Source organism: Haemophilus parainfluenzae (genome assembly GCF_900450995.1).
Classification (GTDB): Bacteria; Pseudomonadota; Gammaproteobacteria; order Enterobacterales; family Pasteurellaceae; genus Haemophilus_D; species Haemophilus_D parainfluenzae_O.
The window spans coordinates 385,684-403,874 of the sequence record NZ_UGHY01000002.1; the positions used below are offsets into that span (position 1 = coordinate 385,684).

Genomic DNA, 18,191 nt, shown 5'->3' on the forward strand with positions numbered 1-18,191 from the left:
TAGCGATTGAATTGGCAGTTGTAAATCAGTTCAATACGAAAATTGGAGATAGAGCACAAAAAGAGTTTTGGGGAGAAAGTGCGGTTGGTTTTGGAGGGATTTTTGAAGTTAAAAAACGTTTGAGAAAACGACCGCACTTTTTTAAAAACAGAACGATGGTTCAAGCGTCCTCGCTTGGACCAAATAAGCATAAGCGTGGACGCTTGCGTTATCTTGGGGATATTATTCTAATTTAATTAATATATTTAATTCTAAAGTATAGCCCTTATTACTTATAAAATTCTCTTTAGTAAAATTTATAATATAATTATCCACTTCCATTGAGAAAGGAATTTTCATCAAACACTCACTTGCTTGAATAGAAGTGCTCTTTGTTGAATTAACTAGTAAATGATCAAATACTTTTAAAATAACATTCTTTGTAGACTCTGATATCGATACATTATTAATATCCACTTTTAATTTTAATTCACTAACAATATTTTCATCCCCATATATATAATATGTAATTATATCTGAAAACAAATTTTCTTGTTCTATTAGTAATGGTCTACTATATGCCCACCATTTATCATCACAGCCTGAATGATAATCATTAGTTACCAAATTATCCTTTTCTAGAAAATTTCTAGCCAAATATGGAGACCATCCTTTATTTGAAGAAACAAAAGGAGGATTAGATTCTAGATCTTTTAATTTCTTTATATCACATACACTTTTTTCTAAATCAACTTTACTTCTCACCTGGTTAAGTCTGAGATTTCTGTTCCATCGTCTTAAGTAATCAACATTTAACTTAAACGATTTTAAACTTAATTTTTTTGCATATTTAAATAGGTCGTCATCATTAAAATATATTTTCAATGATGAAAACACTCTCTCATACTCCATATATATAGATAAGGAATATAAAAAAGGAATACATATTAAAGATAGAATTACTGGCAAAAATAATTCTATAACATTACTCAATAACCAATTAGCATTAAATAAACCAATTGATAAATATATTGAATGTAAAAAATATGCAACCATCCAAAAAACCAGAATGATATTAATAAGAAGTTTTATCTTAACATCATTCTTACTCAAACTATTATAGTTAACATATACGAACAATAATACTGAGATAGGAATCATAATAAACTCTATAAAAAATGAAAAAGAATGGAGCTCAATAACAAATGTCAAAAAAACACCAATATTAATATTTTCATTAAGCAATGATAAAAAATATTTCTTTTTATCCTCAGACTTACTACCCCCTATAATCATTGTAATTATTGAGAATGCAAACCATGTTAAGGTTGTTTTTATATTATTCCATTGCCAAATATTCATCTCATATAAAATGAATACGCCAATGCTCATCCATATAGCAGATAAGGCTATTACAAACAAAACCTTCTTATCAAAAAAGCATTTAATTACGTTACAGAAACTATCTCTTACACTCCTATGATAATAAAATAAGTATAAATGAGATTACAATCCATATTACAGTTGCTAATTCTCTATTATTAATATCCATATTAAAAACTTAGGTAATTGAATTACCGCTAACTACTTTAAAATGTTCCAATCATATTCAAAATCCGCTTCTCCGACACCTGATACTTGGTCCCCAACTGCTGCGCAAATAAACTCACCCGCAATTCCTCGATCATATAACGAATCTCCGCCACCTCATCAGAAATCGGTTTGGATTTCGGCAGTTTGGCAAGAAGTTGTTGGTAGGCCTGTTGCACCTGTTCTACGCGTAGCATCGCCGCACGATCACGGTTTACATCTTGAGCTAATTTATCAATACGTTTATCAATGGCTTGCAGATAGCGCTGTAAATCTGGTAGGCGATCATAACCACTCTTTTGCACAAAACCGGGATAAATCAGTCCGCTTAATTGCGCCTTAATATCAGAAAAGGCAAAGGCCATCGTGAAATCCATTTTACCTTTTAAACGTTGGTTTAAGGCATGATTGAGAGAGAGGATTTGTTCCACTCTCTGCGCAATATCCACGGTCACTTCATTCAGATTTTCTCGAACAAAATCACGCAATTTTTCAAAGCCTGCTTCATCCCAAACAAAACCGCCAAAATCGGCAATCAGTTTATCCACCGCACAAGCAATACAGTCGTCAATCAAATCCAACACACGACCGAACGGGGTAAAATATAGCCCCAATTTGGCTTTATTCGGCAATTTTTCATGCAGATATTTAATCGGTGACGGTACATTGAGCAACAATAAGCGGCGCAAACCTTGTTGCATTGCTACTGCTTGCTCAAACTCTGTTTCAAACAGTTTGATACCTACGGCATCTTTTTCATCTACGATGGCTGGGAACGCTTTGACGCTGAAACCACGTTGTTTTTGTTCGTAACATTGTGGCAGCTCTGCAAAGCTCCAAATATGCAGCCCACTTTGTTCAATGCCATCGTCTGCCACGGCGGAAATGCTTTCTTGCACACGGTCTTTTAAGCTAAATTTCAGCTCGTCCAAATTCATGGATTCGGCGATTTTCTTGCCGTTTTCATCCACCACACGGAACGTCATTTTCAAATGGCTTGGGATTTGTTCCCAATTCCAATGTTCTGCTTCTACGGTGACACCCGTCATACGACGTAATTCATAAATTAGCGTATCCAATAACGGTTTCTCCAATGGCACGGCACGACTTAAAAAAGCTTGAGCATAATTAGGTGCAGGCACAAAATTACGACGATAAGATTTCGGCAGAGATTTAATCAGCGCAATCACCAATTCTTCACGCAGGCCTGGAATTTGCCAGTCAAATCCCGTCATTTCCACTTGATTGAGCAACGGCAACGGAATATGCACGGTCACGCCGTCTGCATCCGTGCCTGGTTCAAATTGATAAGTCAGTTTGAGTTTTAAATTGCCTTGATGCCAGAAATTCGGGAAATCCAACTTGCTCACTTTTTCCGCATCATCATTAATCAAGAATGAACGTTCAAAATTAAGCAATTCAGGATCTTTTTGCTGTGCCTTTTTCCACCAGGTATCAAAATGTTTTTGAGAGACAACTTTTGTGCCAATACGCTGATCGTAAAATTCAAACAGTGTGCGATCATCCACCAAAATATCGCGGCGGCGACTTTTGTGTTCCAACTCTTCAACTTCTCGAACGAGTCGTTGATTTTCTTTGAAGAATTTATGCTTGGTATTCCAATCCCCTTCCACCAAGGCAGATTGAATAAAGATCTCACGGCTCACTATTGGGTCAATCGAGCCATAATTCACCGGTCTGGCTGCTACAATCGGCACGCCATATAGACTCACTTTTTCATCGGCAATCACAGCGCCACGAGATTTTGACCAACGGGGTTCTGAATAGGATTTTTTGATTAGATGCTCGGCAAGTGGCTCGATCCATTCTGGCTCAATTTCCGCCACCATGCGCCCCCAAAGTTTGGAGGTTTCCACTAACTCTGCCGCCATCACCCATTTCGGTTGTTTTTTGAAAAGCACAGAATTGGGGAAAATTGCAAAATGGGCATTACGTGCGCCAAGATATTGTTGTTTCTCCGCTTCTTTTAAACCGATATGAGAAAGCAAACCGCTTAAAAGTGCGGTATGAATTTGCTGATATTCTGCTTTTTCGGAATTAATCGGCAAGCCCATTTCACGGACGGTTAAACGAATTTGATGATAAATATCCTGCCATTCGCGGATGCGTAAATAATTTAAGAAATCCTTTTGGCATTGGCGGCGGAATTGGTTTTTACTCAATTCTTTTTGTTGTTCTTGTAGATAACGCCAAAGATTGAGGAAAGCTAAGAAATCTGATTTTTTATCGGCAAAACGACGATGTTTTTCATCGGAAGCTTGTTGTTTTTCTTGTGGGCGTTCACGCGGATCTTGAATAGACAATGCAGCGACAATAATCATCACTTCATGCAACGCACCTTGTGAGACAGCACTCAGCAACATCTTCGCCAAACGAGGATCCACTGGGAGTTGAGCTAATTGACGGCCTGTAACTGTTAATTGACGTTTCTCACCTGATTTGGTGCGAACAATTTCAAATGCACCTAATTCTTCCAATAGTTTTATACCATCTTGAATATGGCGTTTATCTGGTGCATCGACAAATGGGAAAGCTTCAATATCATCCAAACCCAATGCCGTCATTTGCAAAATAACGGAGGCTAAATTGGTGCGTAAAATTTCAGGATCGGTAAACTCAGGACGAGAATTAAAATCCTCTTCCGAATATAAACGAATACAAATCCCTTCACTTACACGACCACAACGACCTTTACGCTGATTAGCAGATGCCTGCGAGATAGGTTCAATCGGTAAACGTTGTACTTTGGTGCGATAACTATAACGGGAAATGCGCGCAGTACCTGAGTCAATCACATATTTAATGCCCGGCACGGTCAATGAGGTTTCTGCGACGTTGGTCGCCAACACGATGCGATTTAATCCGCTCGGATGGAAAATTTTATTCTGTTCTTGCGCAGACAAGCGTGCAAAGAGCGGTAGAATTTCCGTGTGTTTTAAATTTTGCTTTTGCAAAGCTTCGGCGGTATCACGAATTTCTCGCTCACCGTTCATAAAGATCAAAATATCGCCTCGACCTTCCGCTTGCAGTTCATCCACCGCGTTAAGAATACCTTGTAGCTGATCTTGATCGTCTTCTTCCACCACGGGACGATAACGCACTTCAACAGGATAGGTTCTGCCCGAGACTTCAATAATCGGGGCATTGTTAAAGTGTTTAGAAAAACGTTCCACATCAATAGTCGCGGATGTGATGATAAGTTTTAAATCACGACGACGTGGTAAAAGCTGTTTCAGATAACCGAGAATAAAATCGTTGTTTAGGCTACGTTCGTGGGCTTCATCGATAATCAGACAAGAATATTGATTGAGAAAGCGATCGTTTTGAATTTCCGCTAACAGGATCCCGTCAGTCATTAATTTGATTTGTGTATCATCACTGATTTGATCGTTAAAACGAACCTTATAACCAACTAAACCGCCAAGCTCCGTTTCCAGTTCTTCCGCAATACGCGCCGCCACAGAGCGTGCAGCAATACGACGAGGTTGAGTATGACCAATCATGCCTAAATTGCCGAAACCTAATTCCAAACACATTTTCGGCAATTGGGTGGTTTTACCCGACCCCGTTTCCCCTGCCACCACAATGACCTGATGTTCAGAAAGCAGTTTTTGGATTTCTGCTTTGCGTTGACTAACTGGCAAACTCTCTGGAAAAATGATGGGATTTTGCACCGCACTTTTACGATTTTCTACACGTAATTGAGCCTGTTCAATCTGCATCTGGATTTCTGCGGCAACGGCTTGTTGGGCCTCTTGGCTTTTAATTTTTCCAATACCATGAATGCGGGCGGATAAACGACGTTGATCCACCAGCATAATATCCTTGAGTTTCGAAAAGAGAGATTGTTGTATCGGATTTAATTCACGTTTGACTGATTTGTTCTTCATACTGATTTACTTTTAAAACCACCGTAAGCCAAGCAAAGCCAAGCAATTAAAAATAACGTACCGCCAATCGGTGTCACCCAAACGAGGAATTTGCCTGCACCAAGCGCAAGTGCATAAAGGCTACCGCTAAAGAGCAGAATACCGTACGCCCAAGTCCCTGCAGCAAGATTAACTATTTTGTTTGCAACCAATGATTCACGGCATAATTGCAAAATGCCAATCGCTAAAATCGCAATGGTGTGGAACATTTGATATTTTACACCCGTTTCAATCCAGGCTAATTCTTTAGGTTCTAAAACCTTGCTTAATCCATGTGCCGCAAAAGCACCAATCGCCACACACAAAAAACCGCTTAATCCCGCGATAAATAACCATTTGTTTTTCATTTAAATTTTCCTATTAATACCGCTAAAATCCCTGCAGCGATTAAAGGTCCCACCGGAATACCGCCCAAGAAAGACACACCAATAATCGTACCAATTAATAACCCTGTGACTAAAACAGGTTGTTCACTCATTAATGGCACGCCTTTCCCCGCGAGCCATGCGACGAATATTCCCGTTGCAATAGACACACCCATTTTCCAGTTTAAAAATGAACTTAAATCTGGAAGCTGAATTTTTCCCGACACTAACGGTGCAAGCACACCAATCGTTAAGATGATGATCCCGATTTTGACACCGTATTGTTCGAGTATGGGAATGTATTTGGATAATAAGGTTTGCTGCATAATTAACAGCACAGCGGCTGAGATGGTAATCGCACTATTTTGGCTAATTAAACCTAAAACAATTAAGAAAACCAATAACAACGCGACCATATTGAATTGTAATGTCATAGTACCTCTAAAGTGCGGTCAAAAAAACGTAGGTTTTTCAACGTTGGCTTTGCCAACGGCCCCACAAGGGGTGAACAAGCGAACGGGTGAGCTTGTGAATAAAAAACTGACCACTTTTATGCGTGTAAAGTTTTTGTAAATTATACCAATTTCTTGCTTTTCTGTGTTTTTTTATTTAGTGAAAAAAGGCTAGAATACAAGTCAACTTTCTTCTCATACTCCCTGTTTTTACTAAGGTTTTTTGCCCTATGTCGAATGTCGTCAGCCCTGAATTAATTAAAACTGTTGTCCTGCTTGCTACCAGTGTCACTATCGTGCCGCTTTTTAAGCGCATTGGCTTAGGTAGCGTATTAGGTTATTTAGTAGCGGGTTGTTTAATTGGTCCTTCAGTGTTTGGAATGATAGAAGATGCTGAATCAGTTCTCCATATGGCAGAACTGGGGGTGGTGATGTTCTTATTCATTATCGGTTTGGAGATGCACCCAGAACGTTTATGGGCGATGAGAAAAGCAATTTTCGGGCGAGGTTTTCTACAAGTCGGGCTATGTGGTGTTCTGCTTACCTTTGCGGGTATCTATATTTTAAATCTTCCTAAAGAGGTCGCATTTATTGCGGGTATGGGCTTTACCCTTTCTTCCACCGCTATTGTTATGCAAGTATTAGAAGAACGCGGGATTACGAATACACCAAAAGGCCAACGCGTTATTTCTACCTTAATTTTTGAAGATTTATCCATTGTACCACTATTGGCTTCTATTGCCTTTTTAACGCCTGAAACCAAACATATTGAACATCACACAAACTGGACATCTATTGCTATTGCACTCGGTGCCGTTGTCGGTTTAGTGGTTGCGGGTAAATGGTTAATGAATCCAATTTTCCGTTTGATTTCCAAAGCTCATATTCGTGAAATGATGACAGCAGCTGCTTTGCTTGTGGTATTAGGTGCGGCATTAGCCATGGAAGCGAGTGGCCTTTCAATGGCAATGGGCGCATTCGTTGCGGGGGTAATGCTTTCAGAATCCGCATTCCGCCACCAATTAGAAGCCGATATTGAACCATTCCGTGGTTTATTGCTCGGTCTCTTCTTTATGGGCGTGGGAATGTCGCTTGACCTCAGCTTAGTCTTCAATGATGCAGTTTGGTTGTTAGGTATCGTATGCCTTTACATCATCGGCAAAGCCTTAGCCGTTTATACCGTGGCACGTATTACGAAACTAGACCGCACTGAATCCGTTGGACGAATGACCATCATGGCACACGGTGGTGAATTTGCATTCGTACTCTTCTCTGCAGCGACTACTGCAGGCGTGATGACAAAAGATCAAAATGCGACTTTTACCGCTGCGGTCATTATCTCGATGTTATTCTCCCCACTAATTGGTTTATTGATGCGTAAAATCAACCAACGCAAATCAGCGAATCAAGAGGAAAAAGTCGATACTAGCGATCTCGACCCAATTGTTGATTTAGAAGATAGCGTGCTCGTAATTGGTTTTGGTCGTTTCAGCCAAATCGTGTGTCAATCGCTTCTGGTTCGTGGCATTAACGTATCGGTGATTGACCGTAATATCGAAAACATCCGTGCAGCAGCCAAATTTGGTTTTAAAGTCTATTACGGTGACGGTATTCGCCTTGATGTTTTACGTGCAGCGGGTATCGAAAAAGCTAAATGTGTTGTCATCGGGATTAACGATACACAACGTATTGAAAACATCGTTCAGAATTTGAAAGATGCTTATCCGAAACTCCCTATTTTGGCGCGAACTTATGACCGCAAAACAACCGTGAGTCTTATTAAGCAAGATGTAGACTTTATCGTGCGTGAAACCTTTGAATCTGCATTGACGCTCAGTCGTGCAACACTAATGCAATTAGGTATCAATAAAATTGAAGCTGATGAGGTCATTGCAGAAGTTCGTTACTTAGATCAAGAACGATTGAATGAAGAAGTTTTACATGGTTTTTCTACAGACATCATCCGAAAATATTGGATGCCAAAACCTTTCATTAAACCACATTCTGATGCTGAAGCACTCAATGAAGAAACGGCTGAGATCTTAGAAAAAGAAGATGACACCAATGACGAAGCAGCAGTTGAAACCCTTCTTCATGATGATTCAGAAACAGAGAAACAAAAAGAAGTCGAATAATAAAAAAGCCCGATAAATCATTATCGGGCTTTTTTATTAGGCTTTCAGTGTTACAATCCAGCAATTATGGATTTGTTTATTACGCTCAAAATCAAGCGGTAAAGTTTTCGCTGAAATTTCGACCGCACTTAATCCCAATTCATCTAACGCCTCAAAGTCCATTTTAAAACTACGTTTATTGTTCGAGAACACGACGGTGCCGTTATGGCGTAAAATACGTTTGAGATTACGCATCAATTTAATATGGTCACGTTGCACATCCCAACTATCTTCCATACGCTTAGAATTCGAGAATGTTGGCGGATCCACGAAAATCAAATCAAACTGTCGATCACATTTCTCTAACCACTGCAAACAATCTGCTTGTATGAGCTTGTGCTGTTTGCCTTCGATATCATTTAAAATCAGGTTTTGCTCTGCCCAGTTTAAATAGGTGTTCGACATATCCACGGTCGTCGTCGATTTTGCCCCACCTAATGCCGCATGCACTGTTGCGGAACCGGTATAAGCAAAAAGATTAAGGAAGTCTTTACCTTTTGCCATTTCACCAAGCATTTTACGGGTTAAACGATGATCTAAGAATAATCCTGTATCCAAGTAATCCGTTAGATTCACCCAAAGCTGTGCGCCGTATTCATTCACATAGAAATATTCGCCTTTATTGGCCAATTTTTCATATTGATTCGTGCCTTTTTGTTTTTGACGGACTTTCAAAATCAGTTTATTGGTTTCAATACCGGTGACTTGTAAAGTTGCAGTCACGGCATCCAATAAACGTTGACGCGCTTTGTTTTCATCAATATTTTTGGGTGCGGCATACTCTTGCACCACAATATGATCACCATAACGATCCACCGCTACGTTATATTCCGGTAAATCGGCATCATATAAACGATACGCATCAAGGCCTTGCTGCTTCGCCCATTTTTCAATTTTCTTGATATTTTTCTGCAAACGATTCGCAAAATCCACCGCTACCGTTGAAGTGCGGTCAAATTCAAGTGGATTTTCATCCGCACTTTCTTTACGTTCTGAAATTTGATAATTCTTCTGAACACAATCTAACGGGCCATTTTTCGCTTTAAATTGACGATATGAACGCATACGCAAGCAATCAAGCAACGTAGATTCACTACTGAAAATCGATGCATTCCAACCACCAAATTCATTTTTAAGACGTTGTCCAAAGACTGAATATAGTGCAATCAACGCTGGAGTTGTGCCTAAACGCTCACCGTAAGGCGGGTTACAAATCACTGTTCCCACTTCATCTGGACTTGGATTTTTTAATGCAGCGACATCACCTTGTTTCCAATGAATTAAGTGTGCTACGCCTGCATTTTGTGCGTTCTTTTGCGCTTTTTTCAGTACGCGATGATCGAGATCGAAGCCATAAAAATGCGGTTTTAGATTTTGATTAAAATAAGTTTCAGCTTGCTGTACCGCTTCTGCTTTCACCTTATCCCAAGCATCTTGATTATGCCCTTTCCAGCAATCAAAGCCCCAATGTAAACGATGTAATTGCGGTGCAATTTGTGCTTCCATTTGTGCAGCTTCGATTAACAAAGTACCCGAACCGCACATTGGATCCACTAATGGTGTCCCTTTTTTCCAACCTGAACGAAGCACTATCGCAGCGGCTAAGGTTTCACGTAAAGGCGCTTGCCCTGTATCTTCACGATAGCCACGTAAATGCAATGCTTCGCCACTTAAATCGAGTGAAACGACGAGTTCTTCTTTATTTAAATAAACATGAATTCGCACATCTGGATAGTCTTTATCCACATTTGGACGCGCTTTCCCTTGGCGTTCAAAATAATCCACAATGGCATCTTTCACTCGCATCGCACCAAATTGAGTGTGACGAATTTCTTGGTTTGTCCCGTTGAAATCAACAAAAAATGTGGCTTTCTCATCAAAATAACTTAACCAATCCTGCCCTGTCACAATTGAATACAAATCTAAATCACTATATACCTTGCCATTTACAATCGGTAACAAAATACGCGAAGCCAAACGTGACCATAATAAGCTGCGATAAAGTGTTTCATCATCAGCCTGAAAATGTACGCCGCCTTGTGCGATTTTACATTCTGTTGCACCAAGCTCTGTCAGTTCGACTTTTAAGAGTTCTTCAAAACCACGGGCAGTTGTGGCAAATAGTTGTTTCATGTGTTTTCTCGATAGGGAAAAATTGGGCGGATTATAGCACGAAAGTGCGGTTAAATTTGGGGATATTTCAAGAATATTCCCCCTCTTTTATAAAGAGGGGGGTAAGAGGGAGATTTTTGATTATTTACTTAAACATTGAGCATAGCTATCAGCGGTGGCTTGAAGGAAATTCGCATAAGAATTTGGACCAAGCTGTACGTTATCGCCAATAGGATCTAAACGACCAACATTAACTTTTGTACTTTGCGCAAGAGTATCAATCACTTTTGGTGTGAATTGAGGCTCCGCAAAAAGACAATTTACGCGATGTTCTTCAATTTCTTCTTTAATGTGAGCAATGGTTTTTGCACCAGGTGCCACTAATGGATTAATGGTGAAATAACCGGTTTGATTTAAACCATAAGCCTCATTGAAATAGCTATAAGCATCATGGAATACAAAGAAGCCTTTATCTTTAAGTGGGGCTAATTGCGCTTTGATCTTATCGTTTTGCTCGGTCAGAGTACGGTTAAAATCGGCTAAGTTTTTCGCGATGAGCTCTTTTTTATCCGGATATTGTTCTGTTAATTTATCCGCCACTTTCTGTGCCACAATTTGACTAATGGCTGGAGAATACCATAAGTGCCAGTTCACACTTAACCCATTTTCATCTACATCGTGGTGGTGATCGTGATGCTCATGAGCATGTTCGTGTTTATGATCGTGTCCATGCTCATGTTTATGGTCGTGCCCATGTTCATGTTTATGATCATGGCTGTGGCCATGCTCGTGTTCATCCCCCTCATGATAATGCTCATGATGAACTTTACTTAAAAGCGGTTTAATTTCTGGAATCTCAGAAATATTGATGACTTTTTTGCTATCAATTTGGCTAATTGGTTTTGCTAAAAAAGCATCAATATCTTCACCAACCCAAAGCACTAAATCCGCCGATTTCACTTTTTGCACATCTGAAAGTTTTAAGCTGTAATCATGAGGAGAAGCACCAGCAGGCACTAAAATTTGCGTATCCGTTACACCATTAGCAATAGACGATGTAATAAAACCGAGGGGTTTTACGGATGCCAATACATCTGCATTTGCCATCATTGGAAGCGTTAAAAGTGCGGTAGAAATTGCACTCATTTTTAATACTTGTTTCATTTTTGTTTCCTTACTTTTATTGGGAATTATTCTCAAAGCCAACATAGACTACGCCTTTTTGATAAAATTGCAACATTTCAAATTAAAAAAATGAAGTGATATTTCTTCATCTTATTGAATACTTTTATTCATAAAGAAAAAGCAACGTTTTCACGTTGCTTCATTTCTTTATTTTAATAACTTGTCTATTACCCTAGAAACGGCAAAAAATCCAAAAGTTGCAGTTATCATGGTTGCTGCACCAAAGCCATTTGCACAATTCATGGTGGCTGATACTTCACAGCCATCACCCATTTTAGGGAAAATCAGAGGCTGACTAGAAAACACCGCATCAACTGCGAACTTACGTTGTGGATTTTGGGTAAAATTAAAATCCTTACGTAAAACTGACCGCACTTTTGCCAATAATGGATCTTGGATCGTTTTGCTTAAATCGGCTATTTGGATTTTGGATGGATCTGTCTGACCACCTGCGCCCCCAATAGTAATAATCTTGATTTTATTACGTTTGCAATAGGCAATCATCGCCGCTTTAGTTTTTACATTATCAATGGCATCAATGACATAATCATAGCCACGATTTAAGTATTCGGCTTGATTATCCGGTGAGATAAAATCATCGATAATATTCACCACACATTCTGGATTAATCAACTTAACGCGCTCTGCCATCACTTCCGTTTTAAGCTTACCAATATTGCCGCTTAATGCAGGAAGCTGACGATTAATATTAGTGACACAAATATCATCCATATCAATCATGCTAATCTGCCCTACGCCACTTCGCGCAAGCGCTTCCACCACCCACGAACCTACGCCGCCAATACCAATGACGCACACATGAGCCTGACGCAAACGCGCCAAGCCTTCTGGTGTATAAAGGCGACCAATGCCGCCAAAACGTTGTTCGTAGTTATCGACACGAGCCATTATTGTAGTACCCAAACACGTCCATAGTGTTTTGATAAACCAGCAATGTGACCTGCTTGATCGCCAATACCACGGTATAAGTCAAAGTGGTGACCATTTACCGCGCCGCCCACATCAAGCGCCACCATTAAGTGTAATTTGTGTGTGCCCATCCAGTTACCATTGTTATCAATATCTGGCACTTCAACCAATAATACGGTACCAGAAGGAATGACATTGCGATCAGAAGCAACAGCAGCCATAGGCACTAAAGGTACACCAGCTGAACCTTTTACTTTACCTGTTGGATCGTTTTTAAAGAAAACATAAGATGGATTACGTTCTAATAATTCCTGTACACGAGATGGGTTTGCTTTACCCCATTCACGAATCGCTTGAATAGACATTTTTTCTTTTGGAATTTCACCATCTTCTACTAACAAACGGCCAACCGCTTGATACTTATAACCATTTTGTCCTGCATAGGCTAAATAATTTAAATTTCCATCGCCGTAATCAACATAACCACTACCCTGTACACCAAGTAAGAAGTTATCCATCATTGAATCACTATAAGCAAGCTCTAAGCCTTTTCCTGCCAATGCACCATTATAAATTTCCGCACGGCTATAACGTTTATAACTTGGCATCGCATAAATTGGGTATTGGTATTTGCCTTGTGCCATACGGCGAGCATGAATAACCGGCGAATAATAACCCGTCATCAAGACATTTTGGTAACCATCAAAACCTTTCATAATTTGAGGATTAATGCCATATTGTGCTAATTCATTCACATTGGCTCCTGCAAGTACCCAGTTAGTGATTTTGCCATAATTAGCAGCAAAGCGATTAGTAATTGAGTTTGAATAGCCGCGTACGTTAGAAAGCTGCGTTAAAAAATCACCTTGGTTTACAACCGCACTTCTGTTATCCACAGAAGCCACTGGGCTTAAAATAGCTTGTTGATAATTACGTCCGCTATACTTTGCCCCAAATTTTTGTGGATCATCACCTGTCGCGGTACGCGGTACGCTTGAATTATTTTTTGAAGAGACTTTACTTGGTGCTGAACCACATGACGCAAGCACCGAAACTGCCGCCATTACAGAGAGCATTTTTACAGCGAGATTTTGACGAAATTTCATTCTTATTTTCCTAAATTAAACTAACTAATACAAAGTTGCATACGCTATCAAAAATTCCCTTTTAGAACTAGCACTATTTCATAAAATGGTTAATTAATATTCATTTTGTTTATTTTCTTAACAAATAGAAAGTTAAATTCAGTTTAAATCTTGCAATAATTTTTGAAACGAGTATATTACGCACTCTCAGACGCGGGGTGGAGCAGCTTGGTAGCTCGTCGGGCTCATAACCCGAAGGCCGTCGGTTCAAATCCGGCCCCCGCAACCAAATTACAAAGCACCGAAATTTCGGTGCTTTTTTGTATTCAAAGTGACTGTTTTCTATTCTAGAATGTTGCCGTCACCCCAAATTTAATCGTTCTCCTCGGCGCAGGCATGGAGGAACGTGTCATTGGATCAAGATAATAACGATCAGTTAAGTTTGTCGCAGACAATGACAGTGCAAGATTCTCATTTACTTTGTAATTCATATACGCATCAACCAAGAACACAGGTTGCCAACGTGGGTTGTCATTGCTATTGGCAAACTAGCCTGCATCACGTAAAGATTTGTTACGAGTTTCTTTCACATTAGTGTGATATACCATACGAGTGCCGACTTCTAATCGCTCATCTAAGAAACGTACACCAAGATTTGAGGTAATGCTGTATTTCGGCAAAATGGCATTTTTTAAGTAGCCGTTTTCATTACCACCATTAACACATTCAGGATAGGCTTCAAATGTATGTATATCACCTATACGACCAACATCTCGAATTGCTGAACTTTTATCGCAGAATTTATTTTTGATGTTGTAGCTAATACCGATATCACCGAAGATGCGACCTTGATTATAACGAGCGGATAATTCTATACCTTCTAAAATCCGTTTATCAAACTGCTTCATCTCATAATTAATATCACGGTCAAAAATATTTTTCGTGGTATTTTTGTACCAATTTAGGCGAATATCCGCACGGCGTAAACTTGGGAAGAAACCACGTAAATCATGCACATAGCCCACTTCAATATTTTTGCTGTGTTCCGGTTTGCGTTTATAAAGTGGCGTGAGAATATCAATGGAATAGCCAATGGTATCTTCAAAAATACTTGGCATACGTTTGGTTTCATCATAGCGCACATAAATTCTGGCGTTATCACTTAAAAATGCGGTAGCACTAAAGGAAGGTGCCCAAGCGTGATCTTTACGCTCTGCCTTTTTCATTTTTTCCCCACTGTTCTTTGGTTATTGGTGTTTTTTCTGGCGAACCGGAAAAATCAGCACCAATGTCATATAAATAATCTTCTTTCCCGGTTCATGGATGGATTACTTTTTTTTCTAACATTTCTTTTGTAATACGTCCATCCGTAAGCGGAAAATGCTCAACAGAAAAATTACCATATTCATCCCGTTCCCAATAAATGGTCTGCGTTGCTGATTCATCCCATTGACCATTATTACCACTGAGCATTGACCAACTATCATATTCCTCATCTGTGGTTGGAGTCCAGCCATGTGAAACAACATACTCATCACGATCATCAAGCCATTTTTGTAATTCTGGTGAATCATCAGCAGGTATTGGATGTAATTTTTCAAATTCTGCCTCAAGTGAAGCTCTTAAATAATTTTTTCTTTCAAAATTTATATAGTCTTGTGTTATTTCAGGGGCGACTTGTTTCAATTTTCTTACTGTAAATGGAATTCGTGATTCGGTTAATACCTCTTCCTGTTTTAAGTTTGCAATTTTTTCCTGCAAACCGCGATCTTTAGATTTGTAATGGGTATATTTCATCCCGGCAGTCAGTAATAACCAATCAGTTGGTGAATATTCAAATTTGAAGCCTGCATTAAATTCATTTCGGTTGCCTTTTCTATTTCCTGAACGAGCAGAGTTTGATACTCGGCAAATACCATGCAAATCGCCTTCCATACAGGTAAATTGTTCCCCTTCTGTTTTAGCATCAGTCTCGTATTGATTAAATGCAGTAAGTTGATATTTATCCCAAAGCTCATAAACATTGGTACTGTCTAAAGTTTCACGACGATAATTTGTCATGATGCTGAAGCGAAGTTTTGGACTTAGTTCCGTGACATTGCTAAAGGTTATTCCCATATGATTATCACGGGCAAATTGCACTTGCGCGGGTTGAGTATTAAAAATCCCATCAATATTTTTAAATTTAGGGTTTTTCATATATTCCTTTATTTTGCTATTAAAAATTTCGTAAAAACGATCTTTTATACGTTTATATTCAACGGGATCTTTCACTTGATCTAATTCATAGGCTTTATCACCAAACTCATTTGCGAGATCAATTTGAGATAAAGTACCAATCATTTGAGTATTATAATCACTAAAAAGTACATCGCCCGGTGAGCCGCCTGATGTATTAGTTGCCGTATCATTTTTTACTGCCCAGATACCTATTTTTAAATCAAGCCATTTGTTATCGGGAGGATTATAGGAAAACTCAACATTACCTGTTTTTTGTTTTACATCTGCTAGTGGCCATTGTGTGACGGTATTACGCGCAGCATAGTTATAGCCAAGTCGGGAAGGCATTATGTCACCATAATTTATTTGCGTGTCTCGGAAGTTCGCAGAAAGTGAAGCATATTTATTAAAGTGGAGTTTCCCCTTTAATAACCAAGATCGGCTTTCATAAGATGTATTTGGTACTTCTTCACCCGGTTTATAAATTCGAGCAATGAGTGGAATATAAGGGTCATCGGAGTTTTTATCTAAATCAAGCGGGCCGGTTGTTCCTTCACCGTATTTTTTCCCTCCCCGTTTACCGGCAAAATAATTTCCTTTGTTACGATAAGCATACGCCCCTAAGACTTCATAACCATCATCTTTTGCGGCTAACGCCAAACGTATGGCATTATCGCGTAAAGGTTTGTTTCTGCCTTTTTTTCTTGGGCTAATCCGATCATCATCTTTCAAATATAACGCCCATTCAGCTAATTCAGCACGCCCATCTGGTGAAACAAGTCGATAATCCTGACCAATAGGTACACCTTCATAAGAATGAGCCTTAATGGAATTGTTGGCAGTCTCCGTTTTAAGTTCAATACCCCATTTTTGGCCCGGTTTAATAATATCGTCAGGATTTAAAGTGGTCATACGAATCGTGCCTGCCGCACCGGAACGTAAAGAACGGTCTAAATTGGGGCCTTTTTCCACATTCACTTCACTCACTAAAAATGGATCAAGATAGTTACGATTGCTTACTCCAGAATAACCACGCCAAATGGTAATCGCCTGTTCAGTATCATCAACTAACACGGGAATCCGCCCTTGCCCCAAGAACTTCGAATAATAGGATCAATCGCACCGCCATTACGTGCATCACCACTATAGACACCCGTAATACCACTTAATAAATCAGATACAGATTGAGAATGATAAGTTTCAATTTCTTTTTTGCTTTTATATTCAGTGACATTGTTTTTACTATAAACCTCATCTTTACCCGCTAATATCTTATTTTCTGCCGTTGTATTAACATTAATGGTTTCCAATTGATTTATTTCTTCCGCTAGGGCTACTAAAGGGGTTATCCCCATAAAAGAAAAAAGCAATAAAGTTGCGGTGGTGTAATTTTTTTGAGTCATCCATCTCAACCCTCCTTAATTTAATAACGAAAATGATTATTATTATATATTAATCATTAAAAAAACCTAGCGTATAGATTGGGTTTATATTAAAAAATGAGAACAAGATCACAATTTTAATTTTTATAGAATACTAAAAAATAAAAAGGCACAATGTCGTGAAACATTATGCCTTTATCTATCAATCTTATTAGATTTGGTACTTTGTCTTATCGCCAATATCAAAGTGCAATGGCATTCGCCATTTTTGAACCGCAAGAATCAATAATAATCCGCCGACAATCAACGATAAAATTCGAGTAATCCACCCCCCTTCAAATACCCAAGCAAACCAAAGTGTGGCGACAAATGCTGGTTGTAAATTTAATAGCGGTACTCTAAAACAGAAATACTCTTTAAAACATAAACCGCCCAGTGTGACTAATGCACCACCTAACGCTAATTCATACCAACCTAAAAGCGCACATAAGAGTGCAAGCCACGTGGCAAATTGAAATGTTAAGCGGAAATGCTTTAAATAAATATGAAGCGATGATGCACAGCAAGTTGCTGCAATCAATACGGCAATTTGAGCCGGTTGAGGATACCATGTTAAAGCCAAGATGCTAAATGCCGCAATCACAAAGCCTGTGCGATAAATAATAACGGTGAGTTTATCCCAAACATCCATTGGAGATTGAATATGTGGATCAGCCATGCTATTTCCTTATTTTTGATGATAAAAAGTGCGGTCAAAAACACTCTCA

At 39.2% G+C, this 18,191-nt stretch carries 15 protein-coding genes and 1 tRNA gene; 3 read left to right on the plus strand and 13 right to left on the minus strand.

Features of this window, described 5'->3' with window-relative positions:
* Nucleotides 1-11: 11 nt before the first annotated feature.
* Nucleotides 12-236, plus strand: coding sequence for a hypothetical protein (locus tag DX522_RS01835; protein ID WP_115179619.1), 225 nt, complete (start codon nt 12-14; stop codon nt 234-236).
* Here DX522_RS01835 and DX522_RS01840 read toward each other — a convergent pair.
* The 4 genes from DX522_RS01840 to DX522_RS01860 all read right to left on the minus strand — a co-directional run bounded on the left by DX522_RS01840 (nt 223) and on the right by DX522_RS01860 (nt 6,318).
* Nucleotides 223-1,371 (minus strand): hypothetical protein, encoded by a 1,149-nt coding sequence (locus DX522_RS01840; RefSeq protein ID WP_262054142.1) that lies wholly within the window; start codon nt 1,369-1,371, stop codon nt 223-225. The two genes, DX522_RS01835 and DX522_RS01840, sit on opposite strands and share 14 nt — an antisense overlap.
* Nucleotides 1,372-1,568: 197 nt before the next feature.
* Nucleotides 1,569-5,480, minus strand: coding sequence for an ATP-dependent RNA helicase HrpA (hrpA, locus tag DX522_RS01850; protein WP_115179620.1), 3,912 nt, complete (start codon nt 5,478-5,480; stop codon nt 1,569-1,571).
* A complete protein-coding gene (locus DX522_RS01855) occupies nt 5,477-5,866 on the minus strand; it encodes a DUF423 domain-containing protein (protein ID WP_115179621.1) in 390 nt (129 codons plus the stop codon). The genes hrpA and DX522_RS01855 overlap by 4 nt, the downstream gene beginning before the upstream one ends.
* Nucleotides 5,863-6,318, minus strand: coding sequence for a DUF441 domain-containing protein (locus DX522_RS01860; protein WP_115179622.1), 456 nt, complete (start codon nt 6,316-6,318; stop codon nt 5,863-5,865). The genes DX522_RS01855 and DX522_RS01860 overlap by 4 nt, the downstream gene beginning before the upstream one ends.
* Nucleotides 6,319-6,566: 248 nt before the next feature.
* Here DX522_RS01860 and DX522_RS01865 point away from each other — a divergent pair, with 248 nt between their 5' ends.
* Nucleotides 6,567-8,471 (plus strand): monovalent cation:proton antiporter-2 (CPA2) family protein, encoded by a 1,905-nt coding sequence (locus DX522_RS01865; RefSeq protein ID WP_115179623.1) that lies wholly within the window; start codon nt 6,567-6,569, stop codon nt 8,469-8,471.
* 36 nt (nt 8,472-8,507) lie between these two features.
* On the opposite strand, the gene rlmKL is transcribed toward DX522_RS01865, so the two are convergent.
* The 4 genes from rlmKL to mltA form a co-directional block, all read right to left on the minus strand.
* On the minus strand, nt 8,508-10,643 hold the full coding sequence (gene rlmKL / locus DX522_RS01870) for a bifunctional 23S rRNA (guanine(2069)-N(7))-methyltransferase RlmK/23S rRNA (guanine(2445)-N(2))-methyltransferase RlmL (protein ID WP_115179624.1): 2,136 nt from the start codon (nt 10,641-10,643) through the stop codon (nt 8,508-8,510).
* Nucleotides 10,644-10,763: 120 nt separating this feature from the next.
* Nucleotides 10,764-11,786, minus strand: coding sequence for a zinc ABC transporter substrate-binding protein ZnuA (gene znuA / locus DX522_RS01875; protein ID WP_115179625.1), 1,023 nt, complete (start codon nt 11,784-11,786; stop codon nt 10,764-10,766).
* A gap of 168 nt (nt 11,787-11,954) precedes the next feature.
* Nucleotides 11,955-12,716 carry a tRNA cyclic N6-threonylcarbamoyladenosine(37) synthase TcdA gene (gene tcdA / locus DX522_RS01880; protein WP_262054143.1) on the minus strand — a complete coding sequence of 254 codons (762 nt, stop codon included), beginning with the start codon at nt 12,714-12,716 and terminating at the stop codon, nt 11,955-11,957.
* A complete protein-coding gene (gene mltA, locus DX522_RS01885; RefSeq protein ID WP_115179627.1) occupies nt 12,716-13,843 on the minus strand; it encodes a murein transglycosylase A in 1,128 nt (375 codons plus the stop codon). The genes tcdA and mltA overlap by 1 nt, the downstream gene beginning before the upstream one ends.
* Nucleotides 13,844-14,034: 191 nt before the next feature.
* Between mltA and DX522_RS01890 the strand changes: the two genes are divergently transcribed.
* Nucleotides 14,035-14,111: transfer RNA gene (locus DX522_RS01890), tRNA-Met, on the plus strand.
* 58 nt (nt 14,112-14,169) lie between these two features.
* On the opposite strand, the gene DX522_RS12035 is transcribed toward DX522_RS01890, so the two are convergent.
* From DX522_RS12035 to DX522_RS01900, 5 genes are all read right to left on the minus strand, one after another.
* Nucleotides 14,170-14,313 (minus strand): hypothetical protein, encoded by a 144-nt coding sequence (locus DX522_RS12035; protein ID WP_410002733.1) that lies wholly within the window; start codon nt 14,311-14,313, stop codon nt 14,170-14,172.
* A 57-nt stretch (nt 14,314-14,370) separates the two neighbouring features.
* Nucleotides 14,371-15,048, minus strand: coding sequence for a TonB-dependent receptor domain-containing protein (locus tag DX522_RS11625; protein ID WP_410002734.1), 678 nt, complete (start codon nt 15,046-15,048; stop codon nt 14,371-14,373).
* A gap of 91 nt (nt 15,049-15,139) precedes the next feature.
* The gene (locus DX522_RS11630) at nt 15,140-17,116 is read right to left on the minus strand and encodes a hypothetical protein (protein WP_262054144.1); all 1,977 of its coding nucleotides are present in this window, start codon (nt 17,114-17,116) and stop codon (nt 15,140-15,142) included.
* Nucleotides 17,110-17,445 carry a Plug domain-containing protein gene (locus DX522_RS11635; RefSeq protein WP_262054145.1) on the minus strand — a complete coding sequence of 112 codons (336 nt, stop codon included), beginning with the start codon at nt 17,443-17,445 and terminating at the stop codon, nt 17,110-17,112. The genes DX522_RS11630 and DX522_RS11635 overlap by 7 nt, the downstream gene beginning before the upstream one ends.
* A 190-nt stretch (nt 17,446-17,635) precedes the next feature.
* Nucleotides 17,636-18,142: a DUF2301 domain-containing membrane protein gene (locus DX522_RS01900; RefSeq protein WP_115179628.1), complete on the minus strand. Its 507-nt coding sequence runs from the start codon at nt 18,140-18,142 to the stop codon at nt 17,636-17,638.
* Nucleotides 18,143-18,191 lie beyond the last annotated feature (49 nt).